This window comes from Staphylothermus marinus F1 (assembly GCF_000015945.1).
GTDB lineage: Archaea > Thermoproteota > Thermoprotei_A > Sulfolobales > Desulfurococcaceae > Staphylothermus > Staphylothermus marinus.
The window spans coordinates 429669-446358 of the sequence record NC_009033.1 but is presented as its reverse complement, the minus strand read 5'-3'; the positions used below and the strand labels follow the sequence as shown (position 1 = coordinate 446358).

The window sequence follows — 16690 nt, the reverse complement described above, 5'->3', positions numbered from 1 at the left end:
ACGGGGATTACTATATTGCTGAAAAATGTTTCATTAATGTCTCTATTATTGTTCGTAGCATTGTTTATTGTATTGAATAGTATGACACCTGCATATTTACAGGAGAATTTATATGTTTATAGAATTGTTATAGATGTCTTCTATGATGTAACGGACGATCTAGGTTTTGTGGAAGAAAACATCTCTTTAAATACAGTACCAAACCAATTAATAGAGATTGATGTGCCACTTATTCCCCCACCTACAGGTGGTAAGGGATACTATGAACTAATAAATATAAGTTATTCACCTACTCACAAAAACGTATATCTAAGCTATAGCGTCGATAAGAAGAGAAACGTGGTAAAATTAGTATTTAACGCTACAAAAAGTGTTCTAGTTAGATATGCCATATATAATTATCTCGACGAGATCGGTATTGGAGTTTACGGTTTACTAATGGATTTATCAAACTTCTCAATTGCTAACAACATGTATGCTAAGATAAGAATTATAGGTAATTATACTGTAGATGTGTATCCATCATTGAACGTAAGCATAACAAGCAGTAAAGATGTGGTCACAATAGAATTAAATGATCCACAACCCTACACTATAATAATCGTTGAGAAAGGCTTTGAAGAAATAACGACTCCCCCTATGACTTCGCCAACTACAAGTATGGAAACTAGTGTTCAGCAACAACCATTAGCAATTCTGGGAACCAATGATCTAATACTTATATCAGCTATAGTAATAGCAACATTACTATTACTATATCTGATATGGAGAAGACATAGAGCAGGTGTAGAGGTTGAAACAATTGCTCCAGGCGATATTTTCAGTGATGAAACAATAAGGGATATTATTGTGGCAATCGGCGATTTGGGGGGAGAAATTAAACAAAGCGATCTCGTTAGAGCTACTGGTAGACCGAAATCAACAATAAGTAGGAGAGTAAAGAGATTGTCTGAAGAAGGGTTTGTCGAAATAATTCGTAAAGGCAAATATAATATTGTGAAACTAACCCCGAAGGGGAAAGAAATTTATGGAAAAATAAAATCTGAGGAGAAGAGCAAAGAATGAGCGATAATATAACACCACTATATGCACATGGATACTTCTACATGCATGAAACAGGATTGGTGGATCAAGTAATAGTATTTGATTATTGGGATCCAGATCGTTATTATTGGAAGTTATTATCAAAGCCTATGAAGCTCGAGGAGGAAAGAATGTTTCTAGCAAACAATATGCAGTATTATCTTGACCAAGAGAAAGTTCTTATAAATGGTGTAGAAGCTCCGCCCAAAGTCGTAGATGTAGAAATCGGTGTTAGGGGAAAACCTGAGATCGCATATATTGTTTTCCTCATAGAGTTCAAAGGAGAACTAAAAGAAGGCTTAAACATTTATGAAAACATCTATGAGGAAGAAGAGGCTGAGTATGAATATATAGTGTATTGGTTTATGCCTGAGAACGCTAGAATAGTTAAGGCAGAACTAGGTGTTCCATACCGTGTAGAGCCTAATGGTAGAGTATTATTTTTTAGAGTAAAGCCTGGAACTAGAGTGGGTGGTAGAGAAGCAATATATTTCGAGGTAAAACAAACTGTTTAAAAGAATATTTATCAGAGCATAAACCAAATAATTCTATCTCGGCGGGTAAATGATGAATGGGGACCTCCCATCTTGGGAGGTCGCCTGAACAAGCGTGATGTGGGGCCAAAGCGCTGAACCCGCCTCTTTTAAAAACATAAAAACTGAATATCTCCTTTTATATACGATATAAAGTATAGGGATGATGAATACGCCATCGCGTGAATATATGTTGATGAACGAAACCCGTCCCCACTGATAACATGGGTGTATGTTTTGGCTGTAACAATAATAGATTATAGAAACTACCCATTCCTAGCAGACCTAAAAGATACCTTAAACTATAGATGGCCAGGACTAAAACTATCTGATATCATATCTATGCCTAATAATTATCCAAGACTCCGCGCTATGGTTTTGCTTAAATCAATAGTTTCAAAAAGAAAAATACCGCCTCCGAAATCTACTAGTGAAGACGAAGTATTAGCATTCTATACATTAATCTCAATAGTTAAGCTTTTAAAAGATAAGAAACTTTCAAGCATAGTCGCGGTTACATATGCGAAGCACGCATATAGATATTTACAAAATGAACCAGTCAATACATTATTGAAAATATCCAATATACTTGGAATCAAAGCTGAATTATCAAGAAACTATCCATTAATTCCTATCGATTTAAAAAGAAATAAACCAATATTTGAACCCAGACCGATCGGTATTGATTTAAAAGATTACTTAAAACTCACAGCTAAAAGGCTGGCACGGGATCCAAAATATTCTTTAGTTAACCAAGTTGTGCATAGAGGAAAAGTATTCTTAAACAAGAAAATTTTTTCTAGAATACTAGAAGAAGCTATACACCATAAAATATTGGATATTATAGAGAATATAAAGGTTGAAGAAAATAAGTTCCGGGAACTAATAGAGGAAGCCAGAAAAATTTTAGACGAAATTGAATGGATGCAGAAGAGAATGCTAGACATTGAAATAGAGAAAAACACTGAGGGAGTAATAGATTTTGAAGCATTTCCACCATGCATGAAAATACTCCTCAATAGGCTTAGATCAGGGGAGAACCTAGGGCATCACGAAAGATTCACTATTGCTGCGTTCCTGGCAAGAATAGGTATGGATATCGACTCAATGCTGGAATTCTTTAAAAACGCGCCAGATTTTAATGAGAAAATAGCTCGGTATCAATTGGAACACATAGCCGGTCTCAGAGGTTCTAGGAAAAAATATTTACCATATAGTTGTGAATCTATGAAAACATTAAATCTTTGCCCTATAAACGGTCAATGTAGAGGTGGAAAGAATCCATTGGCTGTATATAAATATAATGTACGAATGAAATATTTGAAGAAAACCAGTAAAGAAACTAAAACAAAACAAGCATCACGGTGATTATTAGTAGTGTTTAATAATGGGATTAAAACTAAAATTCACGAATATATTTCTGCAATGTTTTCAGCACCATTCATAGCATTATATATACTCTTAAGATTAGCAATTGATAAAATAATTGATGATTTTCTTGCATTTACTATTCTCTTCATAGGGCTTGTTATAATCCCTCTTATATTCCCATTATTTATTGCTTTTCGACGAGGATATGAGTGGGATTATCCTAATCGGTCTACTAGGATATATCCCTTCAGTATTGTGACGATTTTCTATTTCATAACTTTGGCTTTAATACTATATCTTCGATGTAGCAATGAAATAATTTTTCTCGCCCTATCTTATTCAGTAAATGGATTTGTATCTTTACTTATTAGTTTAAAATATAAGATCAGTATACACTTGGTTGGAATAACTGGTCCAGCAACTTATTTCTACTTTTTAGGATACTGGATCGATGCCATCATATTATATCTTATAGCTTTTATAACGGCGTATTCAAGGTTTTATTTGAGAAGACACACCATACCACAACTAATAATGGGGGTTATGGTGGGAATAACATTTACATATATATCATATTTAATTGTATATAGTGGTGTTTAATACGTGAAGCGATCTAGCATGGCACTATTAATTCTTTTGCTCCTTCTACTTATTAGCTTTAATTACAATATTGTTTTGCTTTCTACAGGTACGCCAAAGGAAAAAATATGCTATAAAATTATTTCGGACAATAATATTACACATAAATGCATGTATTGCGGCTCATATAATATAACATTTAAGTTTAACAATACATATGTTCCATATATTTATGACGAGAACGTTTTCGATAAACTCAATGTTTCAGTTGAGAAAACAAGAATAGAGATCGATACAGGTGAGGGATTAACAACATATAATACAATACATATTCTATACAATAACCAAACATTAATTTATGAACTATACTATGATAGCGAGAGCAGAATACTAGTTTACGGCATAATAACTGATCGAACAACAATGAACGAGTATGAAATAATTCTAATAAATAAACCTCTATGTACCCAATCATTCTCGAAATCAACAACTACGAGCTTATCTAAGACCACAAATTATACTAGCTCTGAGAAAACTAATACTTCATTAATTCAGGGAACATATACAAACTCTACAAGTGTTTCTATAACAAGTAGTTTAATGAATACTGAACCGAACGCTTTACTGTTATTCCTCGCTATAACCCTTATATTAATCGTGATCTTCTTTGTGCTAATATATAGATGGAAATAATGAAAATTTCTATTTATCAATAGTTGAATAACTTAGCTTTCCTGTATACGATCCTAATAAGTTCTATAACGATCAATATAAGTGATATATCAACTATAATGACAAATATCGCATCTGAGAGCGATAATACTCCTCTTTCCTCAACAGTTAAACCCTTTAACCCTACGAGATCGTTTCTCTCATGGAGCTTGATCGACGCTCCTTTAAGTTCGATTCGTACATTCTGAGGTTTATTAAAGATCTCTGATACATACAATACTATGGTTGAAGCATTATACTTTATTAAATCTATATTTGAATACTTAATATCTGCTTTACTATCCAACAACAATAATACTCTATATGGTGCATAACTAGTAATATTCATCTGAATAGTTTCATTTATAACAGATACATCCATTTGAATATTTGTAGATGATGTATTTAATCCTATAAAACCTATTTTTCCAATACTCCCTGTCTTTCCATATGTGAAAAATGTTGAATTGGTCACTATTATTTTTGATAATCCCTGTCCTAAACCATTGTTTATTACAAGTATTTTTTCTCTAATGTATCCTAAATTATGCCTACTATATGTGATCTCATAATAGTATAATGGAATACCTGTTATTATTTCACGGTACATGCTGACTGTGTCTATATAACTCATATTCTCGAGGCTACCCATATAATAATATCTTATCTCGTAACAATAGACATCATCAAAGATTGTTATACCTGTTACGCCTCCTTTTCTACCAGGTTTCATCAAAGTGGCAGAGAAATTTTTAACTTTTAATTTTATCATTGGATCCACTGAATCAGATGATTCCCTAAAGGTCTTATTTATAAGATTGTCCATGGATTTATTGATTGCTTCTATAATTGATTTCTTAACATTATTACCGCTAACATAGAAACTGGTTAACTCGTATTCGTAATCATATATTCTACTATTGGGGTGAAACGTGACATTTATAGCTATCTCATATGCTATGCTTAACCTAATTGTTCCACTCAGACTTTTTTGTAACATATATTTATTAGCATAGATTCCCGATGCCTCTAATGTATACATTGCAATATATAAGCCTGAAACTCTGATATCATTACTACTAGATTCCTTACTGTAATTAATTGATTGAATAGGCAATGATTTATTCCCGTAAACAATACTGGGACTTATTATACTAAATAGAATAATTAAAAGCATAATCAACCATGAATTTTTCCTAGATAGCTCCTCTAAAACGCTAGCCAAATCAATAACCCTAATAACTATTATGTTGCTATTTGTAATTTTATTTTAACTTCTTATTTTATTGTTTTACTAGTATTTTCCCGTGAATAAAGACATATTCTCATTTATCCCGAGTAATTTAAAAATATTATTATCGACAAGTAAAAACATTCGGGGGAATTAATATATGGTTAGTATAATTTATTGATTCTATGGGATGAAGAAGCCGGGGTTCAGCCTACGTAGGTCTTGATAGGCCTATGTAGGCTTTGGGATTCATCAACCTCAGCCCCCCTTTCATCGGGGAGCATATCATCGGCCTTGTCCCCGATCCGGGTAACCCCTGCCCACAGCTCACGGCTGTGGGGAAAACCCTTCATCTTGAGACGAAATATTATTTGAAGACCTACCCCCTTAGGTCTCCACCCACACACCCGCATCCCGAGCAGGCCCAACATCTATAAATGCCTATGTAATATTTAACAGTTTCGATGGGCCTGTCCCGTATCCCATGGCTGGGAATGGGGAAGGCTCGGCCTCTTCTGACCCTCCTTTAAAAGTTGATCAGATAATTTATGAGCATCATTATTTTTTCTTTAGTAATGCATAGTAGAAGCCTATGGTGCCATGTATATGGGGCCATGCACGCATTGTACCTGGCAGGATAGGTGATTGTTTGAATGGCTTATTTAATGGTATAAGCTCTGCATCCCTATGTTTTTCCAGGAAATCCCTGATAATATATTCTCCCTCCCAAGGCAATACACTGCATACTGTATATAGTAGTGGTTGCCCGTGCTTTATCTTTTGGTTGTTTTGGAAACTTTGGATGCTTGCACGGGCTTCCCCCTCTTGGGTTGGGGCTTCATCCCTTCATTGAGGGGGCTATCGGGGCTCCACATAGACCACTTTTGAGCCCTTCATCCGCATTTCACAAACCACTATATTATAAAGGGTTTATAAAGCGAACCAAACAACTAGCCCCTCTAAACAATCATAGTATCCAAATAAGCAAATAGTCTTACCACCTGGAGCAGCACATAGATCCGCAATCTTGGTCTCAGGCTTTGGATCAAGAATTTCTACGGCCACAATACTTGATTCATCCTGTGGAACAAGTATGCCCTCCGCAACAGTAACGGATTTGGTGGGCGTTCGTAAGCATTAATCAACCTTCGATCCAAAAGGTTTAAATACTTTACCATATACATACAATTGTGGAGGTGGTAAAAGCCCCCTCTGTCAGGCTACAATGGTAGCCTATGGGGGCGTACCTTCGGATGTGGGGCTCCGGGGTTACCCCGAAAGGGGACGAGCTCCTGCGAATCATCCGCAGGGGTGATGTGTCCCAAAGCCCACATAGGTCTATCAAAACCTATGTGGGCTGAACCCCTGTCTCAATAAACCTTATAATCTCCCTCCTAATACTCCCATAAACTCTAATAGCTCTCCTACTGTACTTACCCAGTTCAACCTTATACTCTGAGTCTTCGAGAAATCTATATACAGCTTCCGGTTTAGCCTTCAAAGAATTAACCCTGAAAACCCTATACTTGATCTTCATTGTTGCATTTAAGAAATCATCCAGATTTTCACCGAGTTCTTTGAGAGCCTTAGCTAGTGCACGGTATAGTTCTGGGGAAACCCTATATTTTAGAAGAACCTTGTCTTCTTCACTATTTGGAGACCATTTATTATTAAATAACAGCTTAGCTTTATCAATAATTTTCTCTCTAACTGCTTTATCACCTATTTTCTTGCCCAAATATCTCAGAATATATCTCTTAAAAGTTCTCTTCATCGAGCTACTCATCTTCTCGTCTAATTGTGAAACATAAGCAGCTACAAGTAAGGCTGCATGAACATAATATGGGAGATCTGAAGGATTAAAACCGGTTATGTCGGTAACGATCTTATCTAAAAGCCCCTGATAACGGTAAATACTGTAAACTATGCCGGAAACCTTACGATCAACTTGAGGATCACTTATTCTATACTTAGAAATAACCCTCCTAATAGCCTCCTGAACAGGTTTAACATTAAAACCTAAACCAACAGATTCTATTATAGCATATATAATTCTCCTATAGCTAACCATAAACGTATTCCCCTCATTAAGTGTTCTAGGATATGATTTAAGAGATTGCGATATTTTAACTAAGCATTACCTTGTGCTCCAAGGCCTACGTGGGTCTATTAAGACCTATGTGGGTTGAACTCCAATTATTGGTGAATTATTATCAATAATATTTGAGGCAATCTATACTAGATGGTTTATAGATAACTATATATCGTTTAAGAAATAGGTATATATGTAAGGCATATCTAGTTTTTCAACATATAATATTCTCGGCACTGAACAGAGAGTTTTGGAGAGGTGGTTATTTATGGTTTTAAAAATTGGTTTTGCAAGCACTTATCCCCCTACTCATTGTGGGGTTGGAGAATATACTCGTATGCTTATTACTGCTTTGAAGAGTTTGTATCCACGTATAAACGCATATGTATTAGCTGATAAGAGAGGTGGGGATAGGAGATTTGATGAGTTAGCTAAAGTAGAAATTATACCGAGTTTCGAACATGAAGAAACTAGTTATAGGGAATTGCTAGATAATCTAGCTCTCATTAATGGTGTTGATATCCTACATATACAGCATGAATATGGTATTTTCGGTAAACATAATGGTTTAATAGAAGCTGTTGAAGAAGCTAGAAAGGAGAGGCTTGTAGGGAAAATAGTTATAACAATGCATACTGTTGATCACCCATACACTCTTAGATCAGGAACATTAGAGTTTCAAAGACAATTAAACAAATTTGATGCAATAATTGTTCACAGTGCTCTACAAGAATTCGAGCTAATACATCAGGGAATCGATCCATCAAAAATTATAAGAATACCGCATGGAACACTCTTAAACCCATATCTATGGCTACCTAGATTCAAATTAGCAGAACCACTGGGAATATCCGAGGACCAACTTGTAGGGTTCATAATCGGTGTTCCAGGATTTCTTAGAAAAGATAAAGGCTTAGATATTCTTGTAAAAGCTGTAAAGCCTCTCCTACATGACGGTGACTACACAGTTATAGTTGCTGGAGAAACAAGGGATCCCGTGTTGAGGAAAGAACTCGAGGACATGGTTAGGAACGGGCCCAACATGATCTTTATAGAGAGATGGTTAACAAGTGAAGAGATACTGAAACTTGTTGCATTAGTAGATGCTGTCGTCTTACCCTATAGGGATAGGCCAGCATCATATTCTGTCTCAGGCATACTACACTTATCAATGGGCGGGTTAAAACCCATCATTGGAACTAGGGCTCCGAGATTGATAGAACTATATCATCATGCGCCGAGAATGACTGTTCCAGTTAGAAACCCTAATGAGCTGACAAAGAAAATTAGATGGTTGAGAGCTAACTATGATGTAGCAATAGCGTATATGAGCAGTGTCTATAGCTATGCTGTTAGGACAGAATGGCATAGAATAGCTAGGAGACATTTATCTCTCTATGCTTATGTTTTAGGTGTTGAAAAATCTATTCTTTCAGGCGAATAAACTAGAAAGGGAGACATATATGGTTAGAATAGAAGAAATCTGTAAGATCAATTATAGAGGAGCAGTGATCAAGGGTGTTAAGGGAGATATTACAGAACTAGATGTTGAAGCCATAGTTAACCCAGCTAATAGCTTTATGTTAATGGGCGGCGGTTTAGCAGGGGTTCTGAAGAGGAAGGGTGGAGAAATCATTGAGAATGAGGCCAAGAAGTTTGCACCAGTACCTGTTGGTAAAGCTGTTGTAACTATTGCAGGCGTATTAAAGGCTAAATACATAATTCATGCTCCAACAATGGAGAAGCCTGCTATGAGGATCAATCCGGAAAACGCGTATAAAGCAACATTTGCTGCTCTAACAAAAGCATTTGATCTATCGTTGAATAGGATAGCAGTACCAGGTATGGGAACGGGTGTTGGAGGACTATCTCCCAGCGACGCAGGGAAAGCTATGGCTAAAGCAATAAAGGAATTTCTAGATATAATCCCTTCAGGGATCAAAGAGATACTCGTGGTTGACTTAAATCCCGAAATACCCAGAATGGTCTGCAAAGCCTTACAGGAAATGATTAGGGAAGCAAGAAATGAGAATCAAAGTTAAATATATGCTATGGCTACGCGAGAAAATAGGAATAGAACAAGAAGAATTCAAACTAGATAGAGAAACTACTTTAGAAAACCTAGTAAGAATGATCATCCTTAAACATAGAGAAGCAGAGAAATATCTAAGCAATATTTTTAGTGACAATAACCCCTTCATAATACTGGTCAATGGAAGACCTGGAAGGAAAAACTATATACTAAAAGACAACGACTTAGTCACAATTCTCCCCCCTGTATCAGGAGGATAATGTCTTGGAAGTAAGCATCATAGATTTAGTTAGCAAGATAAGATAAATATTTATGATTTCAAACGACTTACAGTAGCGTAAGTATTATTTTTCCATGATTCTTAAACATAGCTATAATAAATAATATTGTTTAAACGGTGAATAAGTAATGGAGTATTTATTCGAACTTGTTCCTTGGAAAAAGAAATTAGTAGATGAAATTGTTGATTTAGCAAAGGATTTCTTTAGTATTTACACTATTCCAGAAGGCCCTGGAGGTTATCCTGGTATATATAGTTTGGCTACTGCAATGTATCTTAAATATAAGTATGATCTGAAAACATTTCCTCATGTAAGACTATATGATATAAACAGGTTAGCGCTTTTATCAATTGCTAATGCGGTAGAAGCATATGGTTTGGATGGATTAGTTCTACTTAGAGGAGATAAGCCATGGCAAGGGAGAATAGTTGAGGATATAGGTACGGAGGAAGCACTTGGTCTGCTTAAAAAGAAAAACTATAGGTTTAGGAAAGGGGCAATTATTAGTTTAAGATACCCGTTTGAAAAGATAATGGAGAGAATAAGGCTTGGAGCAGATTTTTATCATGCAATAAACTACGATGCAAGTAAGGACCAGTTGCTTAGCATGATTTATCGGGAAGCTAGTAGGTTAGGTGTGAAAATATTATGTATTTATTCTTTTAGGGATTGGTAAGAATAAGGAATTGTTTGTCAAGCTTAATCAACCATTTATAAGTTCTGAAGAGTTAAAGGATCGTTTGGAGGCGTTGAGAGGGCTCAGTGATGGCGTAGTATTGTCCACTCCCCTAGAACCCATTGAGGGCATACGTGTATTTATGAAGTATGCATGACTATTTCTTTTGGAGAAGCCTTACTACTTCAATTATCCTATGTAGCTTCTCTAATCCTATACGGTATGCTTTATATGGATCGCCTGAGTCTGTAGCCAATCCGCCGAAGCCGCAATCTGCTGAGACTAAGTCTATTCTCCACATGGTTTTTTCACCTATCTTCCTGAGTAAATCACTTAGTTCATCATATGGTTCAATAACTGGTTTCTTAGCACTAGCAATTCCCGGAGCTAGAACTTTATTATTCTCCTCTAACAGGCTTGGATTTATTGATTCGATGTTCATGGGGTTATCGTGGAATTCGAAGTTTAGAATGTCTAGTTTATCCGTGATTGCTAATGTTTCGAATAGTTTAGGCGATATTCTCCCGCATACATGTATGCCGTGTTCACCTGGTGCTTTTGAGAATATATGATTTATTATTTCTATGATTTCTTCTTGGGAGAAGCCGAACAGTATTCTTCTCTTACCAACAATGACTCCGAGGACTGGTTCATCAATAAATAATATGTTATAGCCTAACCTGCTCATATATGTGATATGTTTTCTAACATATTCTACAATGTATTCTATCAGGGATTTTTTTCGGAGAAGCGTTCCATGTAGCCCCACACTTATGTCTTTGGATAAGTATATTCTAGATGCTAAGGTAAAAGCTCCTGTTACAGGTGCTCTGAGCCATTTAAAACCATATTTTTTCTCTTCAAGATACTTTATCATATATTCTGCTTCATTAATGCTTGGCTCTAAATATTCTATATCCTTAAATGACTCCTTAGATTCTAAGAAATAAAACCCGTTCTTTTCCTTTAATAACCCCTTATCTGCTAAGGGTTTGAGATATATGTCTATAAAGCTTCTCAGCTGAGGATATGGTGGTGCATCTAGTTTAATTCTCCATAAATCATCTATGATCATCCTAAGATTATCTAAGCTGTGAGGAAGAGGAAAGCTTCCAACATGGCTTGTCCTAATCTTCCCATACATTTTCAATCACTTACTGAGTTTTTAAATAGTATGTGTTTTTCTTAGAATAAATGCTTATAGTATAAAATACTATGGTTATAGGTTAGGTGCGATGATGTGAGTGTTGAGGAGTTATTTGATAAGCTCTACAATTGTCTTGTAGATTTGGATAAGGACTGTGTATTGGATAATGTTATAAAACTGTTGGATATGGGGGTTAAAGCTTTAGATATTGTGCTTGGACCTATGAGTAAAGCTATGGAGGAGATCGGCAGATTATATGAGGAGGGAGAATATTTTATAGCGGAGCTTATGGAGGCAGCAGACATATTTAAGGAGGCAATGAAGATATTGGAGCCAAGGTTGAGATTAGAAGCTAAATCTATGGCTCAGGGTAGGAAGAGGCTAAGAATAGTATTGGCAACTGTTAAGGGAGATATACATGATATAGGTAAAACACTTGTGGGAGTTATGTTGCAAGCAGCTGGGCATGAAGTGATTGATCTAGGTGTTGATGTTGATGCTGAAAAAATAATTGATGCAATCATAAAATATAAGCCTCAAATAATTGGTTTAAGTGCGTTACTATCTACAACTGCGAGATATATGAGAGTAATAATTGAGGAGTTAGAAAAGAATGGTTTAAGGGAGAAAGTAAAAGTTTTAGTAGGAGGAGCAGCTACTACTAGGGAATTCGCGGAAAAAATTGGTGCGGATGGCTGGGCTCCCAACGCTATCGAGGCTGTGAAGCTTGTGAATAAGATTGCTGAGGAGTATATAGATGCATAAAAACTGTGAAAAAGTAACTATAAAAGTTGTTGGCTACGGAGAAATACCCGCGTGTAAAGGAGATAATTTAGGATTAATACTAGCATCAAAAAGCATCATACCATTACCATGCGGCGGCAGAGGATTATGCGGATTATGTAGAGTAAAAGTATATGGAGAAACGAATCCTATAACTGGAAACGAAGTTGTTCATGGATTAAGGGGAGATGAGAGACTAGCTTGCCAAGTACTAGTAATGGGGGACCTCGTTGTTGAAGCCGAGAAGCCGAGAATAATTAGTGTTCCAAAATACTCGATAAATATCCCGCTTAAACAAATAAATCCTATAATCAAAATTGCTCGTTTAGAAAAGCTACCATATAGAAACAAAAACTATGTAGTAATAAATGAGCCGAGACCATCTAATTATATATTTTTAGAAGATACCGTCCTTTCCACGACAGGGGACCCTGAAAAAATATTATTGATTGATCTAGGAACAACTAAGATAGCATATCAAGCAATAACAATTAATGGAGAGGTAATTGATGAGAAAATAAGTATTAATCCACTCAACATTTACGGTGCAGATATAATTACAAGAATAACTAATGTTCTAGAAAAACCTGAAAGTCTCCAAGAAATGAGTTTAATGCTTAGAAAAGAAGCTAACAGTATTGCTGAAGAATTCAATACTGGATCAATATTTATTGCTGGGAACAGTGTTATGGAGCATCTATATTTAGGTCTCCCAATAGAAACATTGGCTGAAAAGCCATTTCAACCACTATTTCACGGCCCCTTCCTAACATATACATATAATAAGCCAACAATACTAGCCCCCCTAATAGCGGGTTATGTTGGAGGAGATGCTTATTCTGAACTAATAGCGTCTCTCAAGTTAGCATTGAAGAAGCCATACATGATTATAGATTTGGGAACAAATACTGAAGTATTACTTGTAACCAGTGATAAAATATATGCTACGAGCACACCTGCTGGACCAGCTTTCGAGGGACACTTAGCCAGAGGATCATCGATTGTTTACGGCGGAATATATAAAGTTGAGATCGTTGATTCCAAAAATGGCGAACCAGTTTTCAATTATAAATACATTAATAAACCATATGGATTGCTTGGAACAGGAATTATTAGTTTAGTTGCTGAACTCCTCCGCCATAAATACATTGATGAGAAAGGCAGGTTTCTTAAAGGCTATAAACGCATCAATAATATTAAAACATATATTATCGACAAGGAAAATCATGTATTCTTTACACAGAAGGATCTAAGGGAGTTTCAGAAAGCTTATGCAGCAGTTAAAACAGCTTGGATAATACTATGTAGAAAAGCTGGGATTAAATGTGAAGATTTAGAACATGTAATTATTGCTGGGAGCTTCGGCTCAAATATTGAATCCAGTGATCTTATCGATTTAGGTCTTGTACCTGTAGTAGAGGATGATAGGTTAGCTTATGCTGGAAACATGGTTTTATCTGGTTTGAAAGTTATGGTGCTTGATTCTAACATGTTTAAGATGTATAGATCTATTCTGGAGAAGATTATTCATATAAACTTGGCTGAAGAAGAAGACTATATGAGGACGTGGATTAATAGTTTAAACATAGTTTCACTTAGAGGTAGCAAATAGTTTCTGTACTTTTCTAAGCATCTTCTTTATTGGATGATTACTAGAGATTTTTTCTCCTTTTCTTCTAAGACTATATCCAAGCAATGAATCAGCCATAGCTACTGCTGGAGCAACGTATTTGATCCTAGATATGGGACCATACATGATATAGTCTGCTCCATGAATTCTTAAATAGACAGCGACGCCTCCATGTACGCCATACATTTCTCCAATACTAGTTTTAGACTTAGATACAGGTCCGAGAGCATTGGCTGGTGCACAACCACTTGGATAACCAAATCTCTTCTTGGTCTCAAATATTGTTTCAGCACTAAACGCTATACTTGCAGGATCGATTACTATAGCGTCGACAAGAACTTGTTCAACACCGGCTTTTTCAGCGAGAGGCAAAAGGACGGTTTCTAGGAGTCTTAGCCTCTCTAATGGATTAATTGATTTCAACGGGTTTCTAGGATCAAAAGCCATTATTACTGATGTTTTTATCCCACCATCTCTTAATGCATTTATTTCTTCCTCAGGGCTATCTATGAAGATTCCGTTAGCTATGATTTTATCATTTATTCCAAGCTCTTTAGCTACTAGATAGCTTTTAGCTCTAATAATTGGGTCTGGGCTGTCAAGAAATATAGGGATATCATATTCTGATATAAATGGTAATATTTTATCAATGCTTTCAATACTGGGAAATACAACGTCTAATCCGAAAACTAATGAGTAGTTTTCAGCAATATTTATAGCTTCCTCGATTTTCGCTTTAGCTTTTTCCTTATCAAAATCTCCTTTCTCACTGAGTAAAAGCTTGTCTCCTAGATAAAATATTGATCCAATAAGCCATGCAGGGTTTTTACCTGGCTTACCGCCTATTATATATTTACCTATTCTATACTCTAATTGTTCAGTCCAATCATTATACATTGTAAGCGAACCACCTGGGAATCCCATGTATTACTCTATATATTACAATTGCTAAGAATAAAGATTTGTTGGGAAAGATCAGCATTCGTTCCCTCAAGCATCACCCTCAATCATCGAGGGTTTCCTCAAAGACCAATTCTCATCATTTCAACCAGGGGATCTGCGGAGTGGGCTCGTGCATCCCCCTAAGCGGGGTTGACGAGTGCGTAACTTCTTCATCTCCCATATACAAGTACTATACTTGTAAGAATAGATATTTTTACACGATCTTCCTAGCTAATTTCTCGAAATACCTAGTAAATATTATTAAGAATATTATTCCTCGAACATATACATCTATAAACATTGCTAGCCAGGGACCTAGGACCCCTAGATAATTAACTAGGATCATTGCTGGGATTATCCTGGATAGGTAGAGGCTTCCAGCATTAATTATGAGAGGTATTCTCGTATTCCCCGCTCCTCTTATTGCTCCACCAATTACCATAGCTAATCCCAGCCCTAACTCGCTTAAACCAGCTATGATCAAATATATCGATGCAAGCTTGTGTACCACAGGATCCGTTGCAAAAGGCATGGTTATATAATATGATGTAGCGGCTACAATTAAACCTGTCAATGTAATAAAGAGTACTCCGAGCTTAATTGTTTCCCAACCTATTCTCCTCCCACCACTAATATTTTCAGCACCTATCTCTTGCCCCACCAGTGCTGATGCAGCCATTGAGAATGCAAATCCTGGCATATATATTAAGCTCTCAATACGTACCCCTATTTGATGAGCGGCTAAAGCTGCTTCTCCACATCTAGATATAAGAGATATATAAACATTGTTTCCAGCTGCAAAAATCAGTCTTTCAATCATAACTGGTAAGCCTAAATCCATGATCTTGAAGACTATTTTCGGTTTATAAATCTTGTTAGGGGCTAGTGTATGTTTAGCTAAATAATAGTATTCTAATGGTATCATTAAAGCAATAGATATAACAGTTGCTAAAGCAGCACCAACGACGCCTAATCTTGGAAAACCAGCGTACCCATATATAAATAGTGGATCCAGCACAATGTTTAATCCTACACTATAAAGATTAACATACATTGACTGCTTTGTTGCTCCAATAGCTCTGAGACCAGCATCCATTGACCACGCTATAAGGCTGATCGGCAATCCTAGAACACGGATACTAAAATAAGCTTTTGCAGCTTCCCATACAGGACCTGTTCCCCCAGCTTGTAGCATTAAAATATATCCTCCAAAAATATATCCAAAAAATGAAATTGCAAATACTATTATTGTGCCGTAAACTATTGCCTCGCTCAACCCCCTTCTAGCATATACTAGTTTACCGGCACCATATGATTGAGCCACATATATTAATACACCATTATAGAAAAGCGATAAGACAACAAAGAAAAGCCATGACAAATAACTACCTAAACCTACACCTGCTAAAGCAACAGTACCAAGACCTTTAACAAAATAAGTATCAGTTATTGCATAAATACTATTACTTAATTCACTAATGATCATCGGTAAACTTATACTAACAACTCTAGACAATAGTTCGCGATCAAAAAACCTCGGCAAAGGTATTGATATACTCATCTCTCACTATCCACCATAAAACTACGCTGTTTTTACCC

At 36.1% G+C, this 16690-nt stretch carries 19 protein-coding genes; 12 read left to right on the top strand and 7 right to left on the bottom strand.

Going from position 1 to position 16690, the window contains the following annotated elements; all coding sequences use genetic code 11:
* Positions 1-15: 15 nt before the first annotated feature.
* The 5 genes from SMAR_RS02165 (at position 16) to SMAR_RS02145 (ending at position 4259) form a co-directional block, all read left to right on the top strand.
* On the top strand, positions 16-1065 hold the full coding sequence (locus tag SMAR_RS02165; protein WP_011838731.1) for a helix-turn-helix transcriptional regulator: 1050 nt from the start codon (positions 16-18) through the stop codon (positions 1063-1065).
* Positions 1062-1598 (top strand): hypothetical protein, encoded by a 537-nt coding sequence (locus SMAR_RS02160; protein WP_011838730.1) that lies wholly within the window; start codon positions 1062-1064, stop codon positions 1596-1598. Before SMAR_RS02165 ends, SMAR_RS02160 begins: the two co-directional genes overlap by 4 nt.
* Positions 1599-1853: 255 nt before the next feature.
* On the top strand, positions 1854-2984 hold the full coding sequence (locus SMAR_RS02155) for a DNA primase (RefSeq protein WP_011838729.1): 1131 nt from the start codon (positions 1854-1856) through the stop codon (positions 2982-2984).
* 9 nt (positions 2985-2993) lie between these two features.
* The gene (locus SMAR_RS02150; protein WP_011838728.1) at positions 2994-3587 is read left to right on the top strand and encodes a phosphatase PAP2 family protein; all 594 of its coding nucleotides are present in this window, start codon (positions 2994-2996) and stop codon (positions 3585-3587) included.
* A 3-nt stretch (positions 3588-3590) separates the two neighbouring features.
* Positions 3591-4259 (top strand): hypothetical protein, encoded by a 669-nt coding sequence (locus tag SMAR_RS02145; protein WP_052833785.1) that lies wholly within the window; start codon positions 3591-3593, stop codon positions 4257-4259.
* Between the two features lie 16 nt (positions 4260-4275).
* On the opposite strand, the gene SMAR_RS02140 is transcribed toward SMAR_RS02145, so the two are convergent.
* The 4 genes from SMAR_RS02140 to SMAR_RS02130 form a co-directional block, all read right to left on the bottom strand.
* Entirely contained in the window at positions 4276-5502 is a 1227-nt protein-coding gene (locus SMAR_RS02140; protein WP_011838726.1) for a hypothetical protein, read from the bottom strand.
* A gap of 564 nt (positions 5503-6066) precedes the next feature.
* Entirely contained in the window at positions 6067-6243 is a 177-nt protein-coding gene (locus SMAR_RS08340; RefSeq protein ID WP_011838725.1) for a fmu protein, read from the bottom strand.
* A 195-nt stretch (positions 6244-6438) separates the two neighbouring features.
* A complete protein-coding gene (locus tag SMAR_RS08680) occupies positions 6439-6573 on the bottom strand; it encodes a hypothetical protein (protein WP_011838724.1) in 135 nt (44 codons plus the stop codon).
* Between the two features lie 283 nt (positions 6574-6856).
* Positions 6857-7579: a hypothetical protein gene (locus SMAR_RS02130; RefSeq protein ID WP_011838723.1), complete on the bottom strand. Its 723-nt coding sequence runs from the start codon at positions 7577-7579 to the stop codon at positions 6857-6859.
* Positions 7580-7868: 289 nt separating this feature from the next.
* Here SMAR_RS02130 and SMAR_RS02125 point away from each other — a divergent pair, with 289 nt between their 5' ends.
* From SMAR_RS02125 to SMAR_RS08505, 5 genes are all read left to right on the top strand, one after another.
* Complete coding sequence (locus SMAR_RS02125; RefSeq protein ID WP_011838722.1) at positions 7869-9044, top strand: glycosyltransferase; 1176 nt, start codon at positions 7869-7871, stop codon at positions 9042-9044.
* A gap of 19 nt (positions 9045-9063) precedes the next feature.
* Positions 9064-9642, top strand: coding sequence for a macro domain-containing protein (locus SMAR_RS02120; protein WP_011838721.1), 579 nt, complete (start codon positions 9064-9066; stop codon positions 9640-9642).
* The gene (locus SMAR_RS02115; protein WP_011838720.1) at positions 9626-9892 is read left to right on the top strand and encodes a MoaD/ThiS family protein; all 267 of its coding nucleotides are present in this window, start codon (positions 9626-9628) and stop codon (positions 9890-9892) included. The genes SMAR_RS02120 and SMAR_RS02115 overlap by 17 nt, the downstream gene beginning before the upstream one ends.
* Before the next feature lie 148 nt (positions 9893-10040).
* Positions 10041-10589 carry a 5,10-methylenetetrahydrofolate reductase gene (locus SMAR_RS02110; protein WP_011838719.1) on the top strand — a complete coding sequence of 183 codons (549 nt, stop codon included), beginning with the start codon at positions 10041-10043 and terminating at the stop codon, positions 10587-10589.
* Between the two features lie 10 nt (positions 10590-10599).
* Entirely contained in the window at positions 10600-10746 is a 147-nt protein-coding gene (locus tag SMAR_RS08505; RefSeq protein WP_169696929.1) for a hypothetical protein, read from the top strand.
* On the opposite strand, the gene SMAR_RS02105 is transcribed toward SMAR_RS08505, so the two are convergent.
* Positions 10747-11733, bottom strand: a complete 987-nt coding sequence (locus SMAR_RS02105) for a uroporphyrinogen decarboxylase/cobalamine-independent methonine synthase family protein (protein ID WP_011838718.1) — start codon at positions 11731-11733, stop codon at positions 10747-10749.
* A gap of 96 nt (positions 11734-11829) precedes the next feature.
* Here SMAR_RS02105 and SMAR_RS02100 point away from each other — a divergent pair, with 96 nt between their 5' ends.
* Both SMAR_RS02100 and SMAR_RS02095 read left to right on the top strand, forming a co-directional pair.
* Positions 11830-12501, top strand: a complete 672-nt coding sequence (locus SMAR_RS02100) for a cobalamin B12-binding domain-containing protein (RefSeq protein ID WP_011838717.1) — start codon at positions 11830-11832, stop codon at positions 12499-12501.
* A complete protein-coding gene (locus SMAR_RS02095; protein ID WP_011838716.1) occupies positions 12494-14131 on the top strand; it encodes an ASKHA domain-containing protein in 1638 nt (545 codons plus the stop codon). Before SMAR_RS02100 ends, SMAR_RS02095 begins: the two co-directional genes overlap by 8 nt.
* Here SMAR_RS02095 and SMAR_RS02090 read toward each other — a convergent pair.
* A complete protein-coding gene (locus tag SMAR_RS02090; RefSeq protein ID WP_011838715.1) occupies positions 14111-15046 on the bottom strand; it encodes a pterin-binding domain-containing protein in 936 nt (311 codons plus the stop codon). The two genes, SMAR_RS02095 and SMAR_RS02090, sit on opposite strands and share 21 nt — an antisense overlap.
* 259 nt (positions 15047-15305) lie before the next feature.
* The gene (locus tag SMAR_RS02085; RefSeq protein ID WP_011838714.1) at positions 15306-16652 is read right to left on the bottom strand and encodes an MATE family efflux transporter; all 1347 of its coding nucleotides are present in this window, start codon (positions 16650-16652) and stop codon (positions 15306-15308) included.
* Between the last annotated feature and the right edge of the window lie 38 nt (positions 16653-16690).

Coding starts and splice junctions, on each gene's coding strand:
- SMAR_RS02160 (WP_011838730.1), top strand. CDS start 1,062: ATGAGCGATAATATAACACCACTATATGCACATGGATACTTCTACATG.
- SMAR_RS02130 (WP_011838723.1), bottom strand. CDS start 7,579: ATGGTTAGCTATAGGAGAATTATATATGCTATAATAGAATCTGTTGGT.
- SMAR_RS02125 (WP_011838722.1), top strand. CDS start 7,869: ATGGTTTTAAAAATTGGTTTTGCAAGCACTTATCCCCCTACTCATTGT.
- SMAR_RS02120 (WP_011838721.1), top strand. CDS start 9,064: ATGGTTAGAATAGAAGAAATCTGTAAGATCAATTATAGAGGAGCAGTG.
- SMAR_RS02115 (WP_011838720.1), top strand. CDS start 9,626: ATGAGAATCAAAGTTAAATATATGCTATGGCTACGCGAGAAAATAGGA.
- SMAR_RS02110 (WP_011838719.1), top strand. CDS start 10,041: ATGGAGTATTTATTCGAACTTGTTCCTTGGAAAAAGAAATTAGTAGAT.
- SMAR_RS02105 (WP_011838718.1), bottom strand. CDS start 11,733: ATGTATGGGAAGATTAGGACAAGCCATGTTGGAAGCTTTCCTCTTCCT.
- SMAR_RS02095 (WP_011838716.1), top strand. CDS start 12,494: ATGCATAAAAACTGTGAAAAAGTAACTATAAAAGTTGTTGGCTACGGA.
- SMAR_RS02090 (WP_011838715.1), bottom strand. CDS start 15,046: ATGTATAATGATTGGACTGAACAATTAGAGTATAGAATAGGTAAATAT.
- SMAR_RS02085 (WP_011838714.1), bottom strand. CDS start 16,652: ATGAGTATATCAATACCTTTGCCGAGGTTTTTTGATCGCGAACTATTG.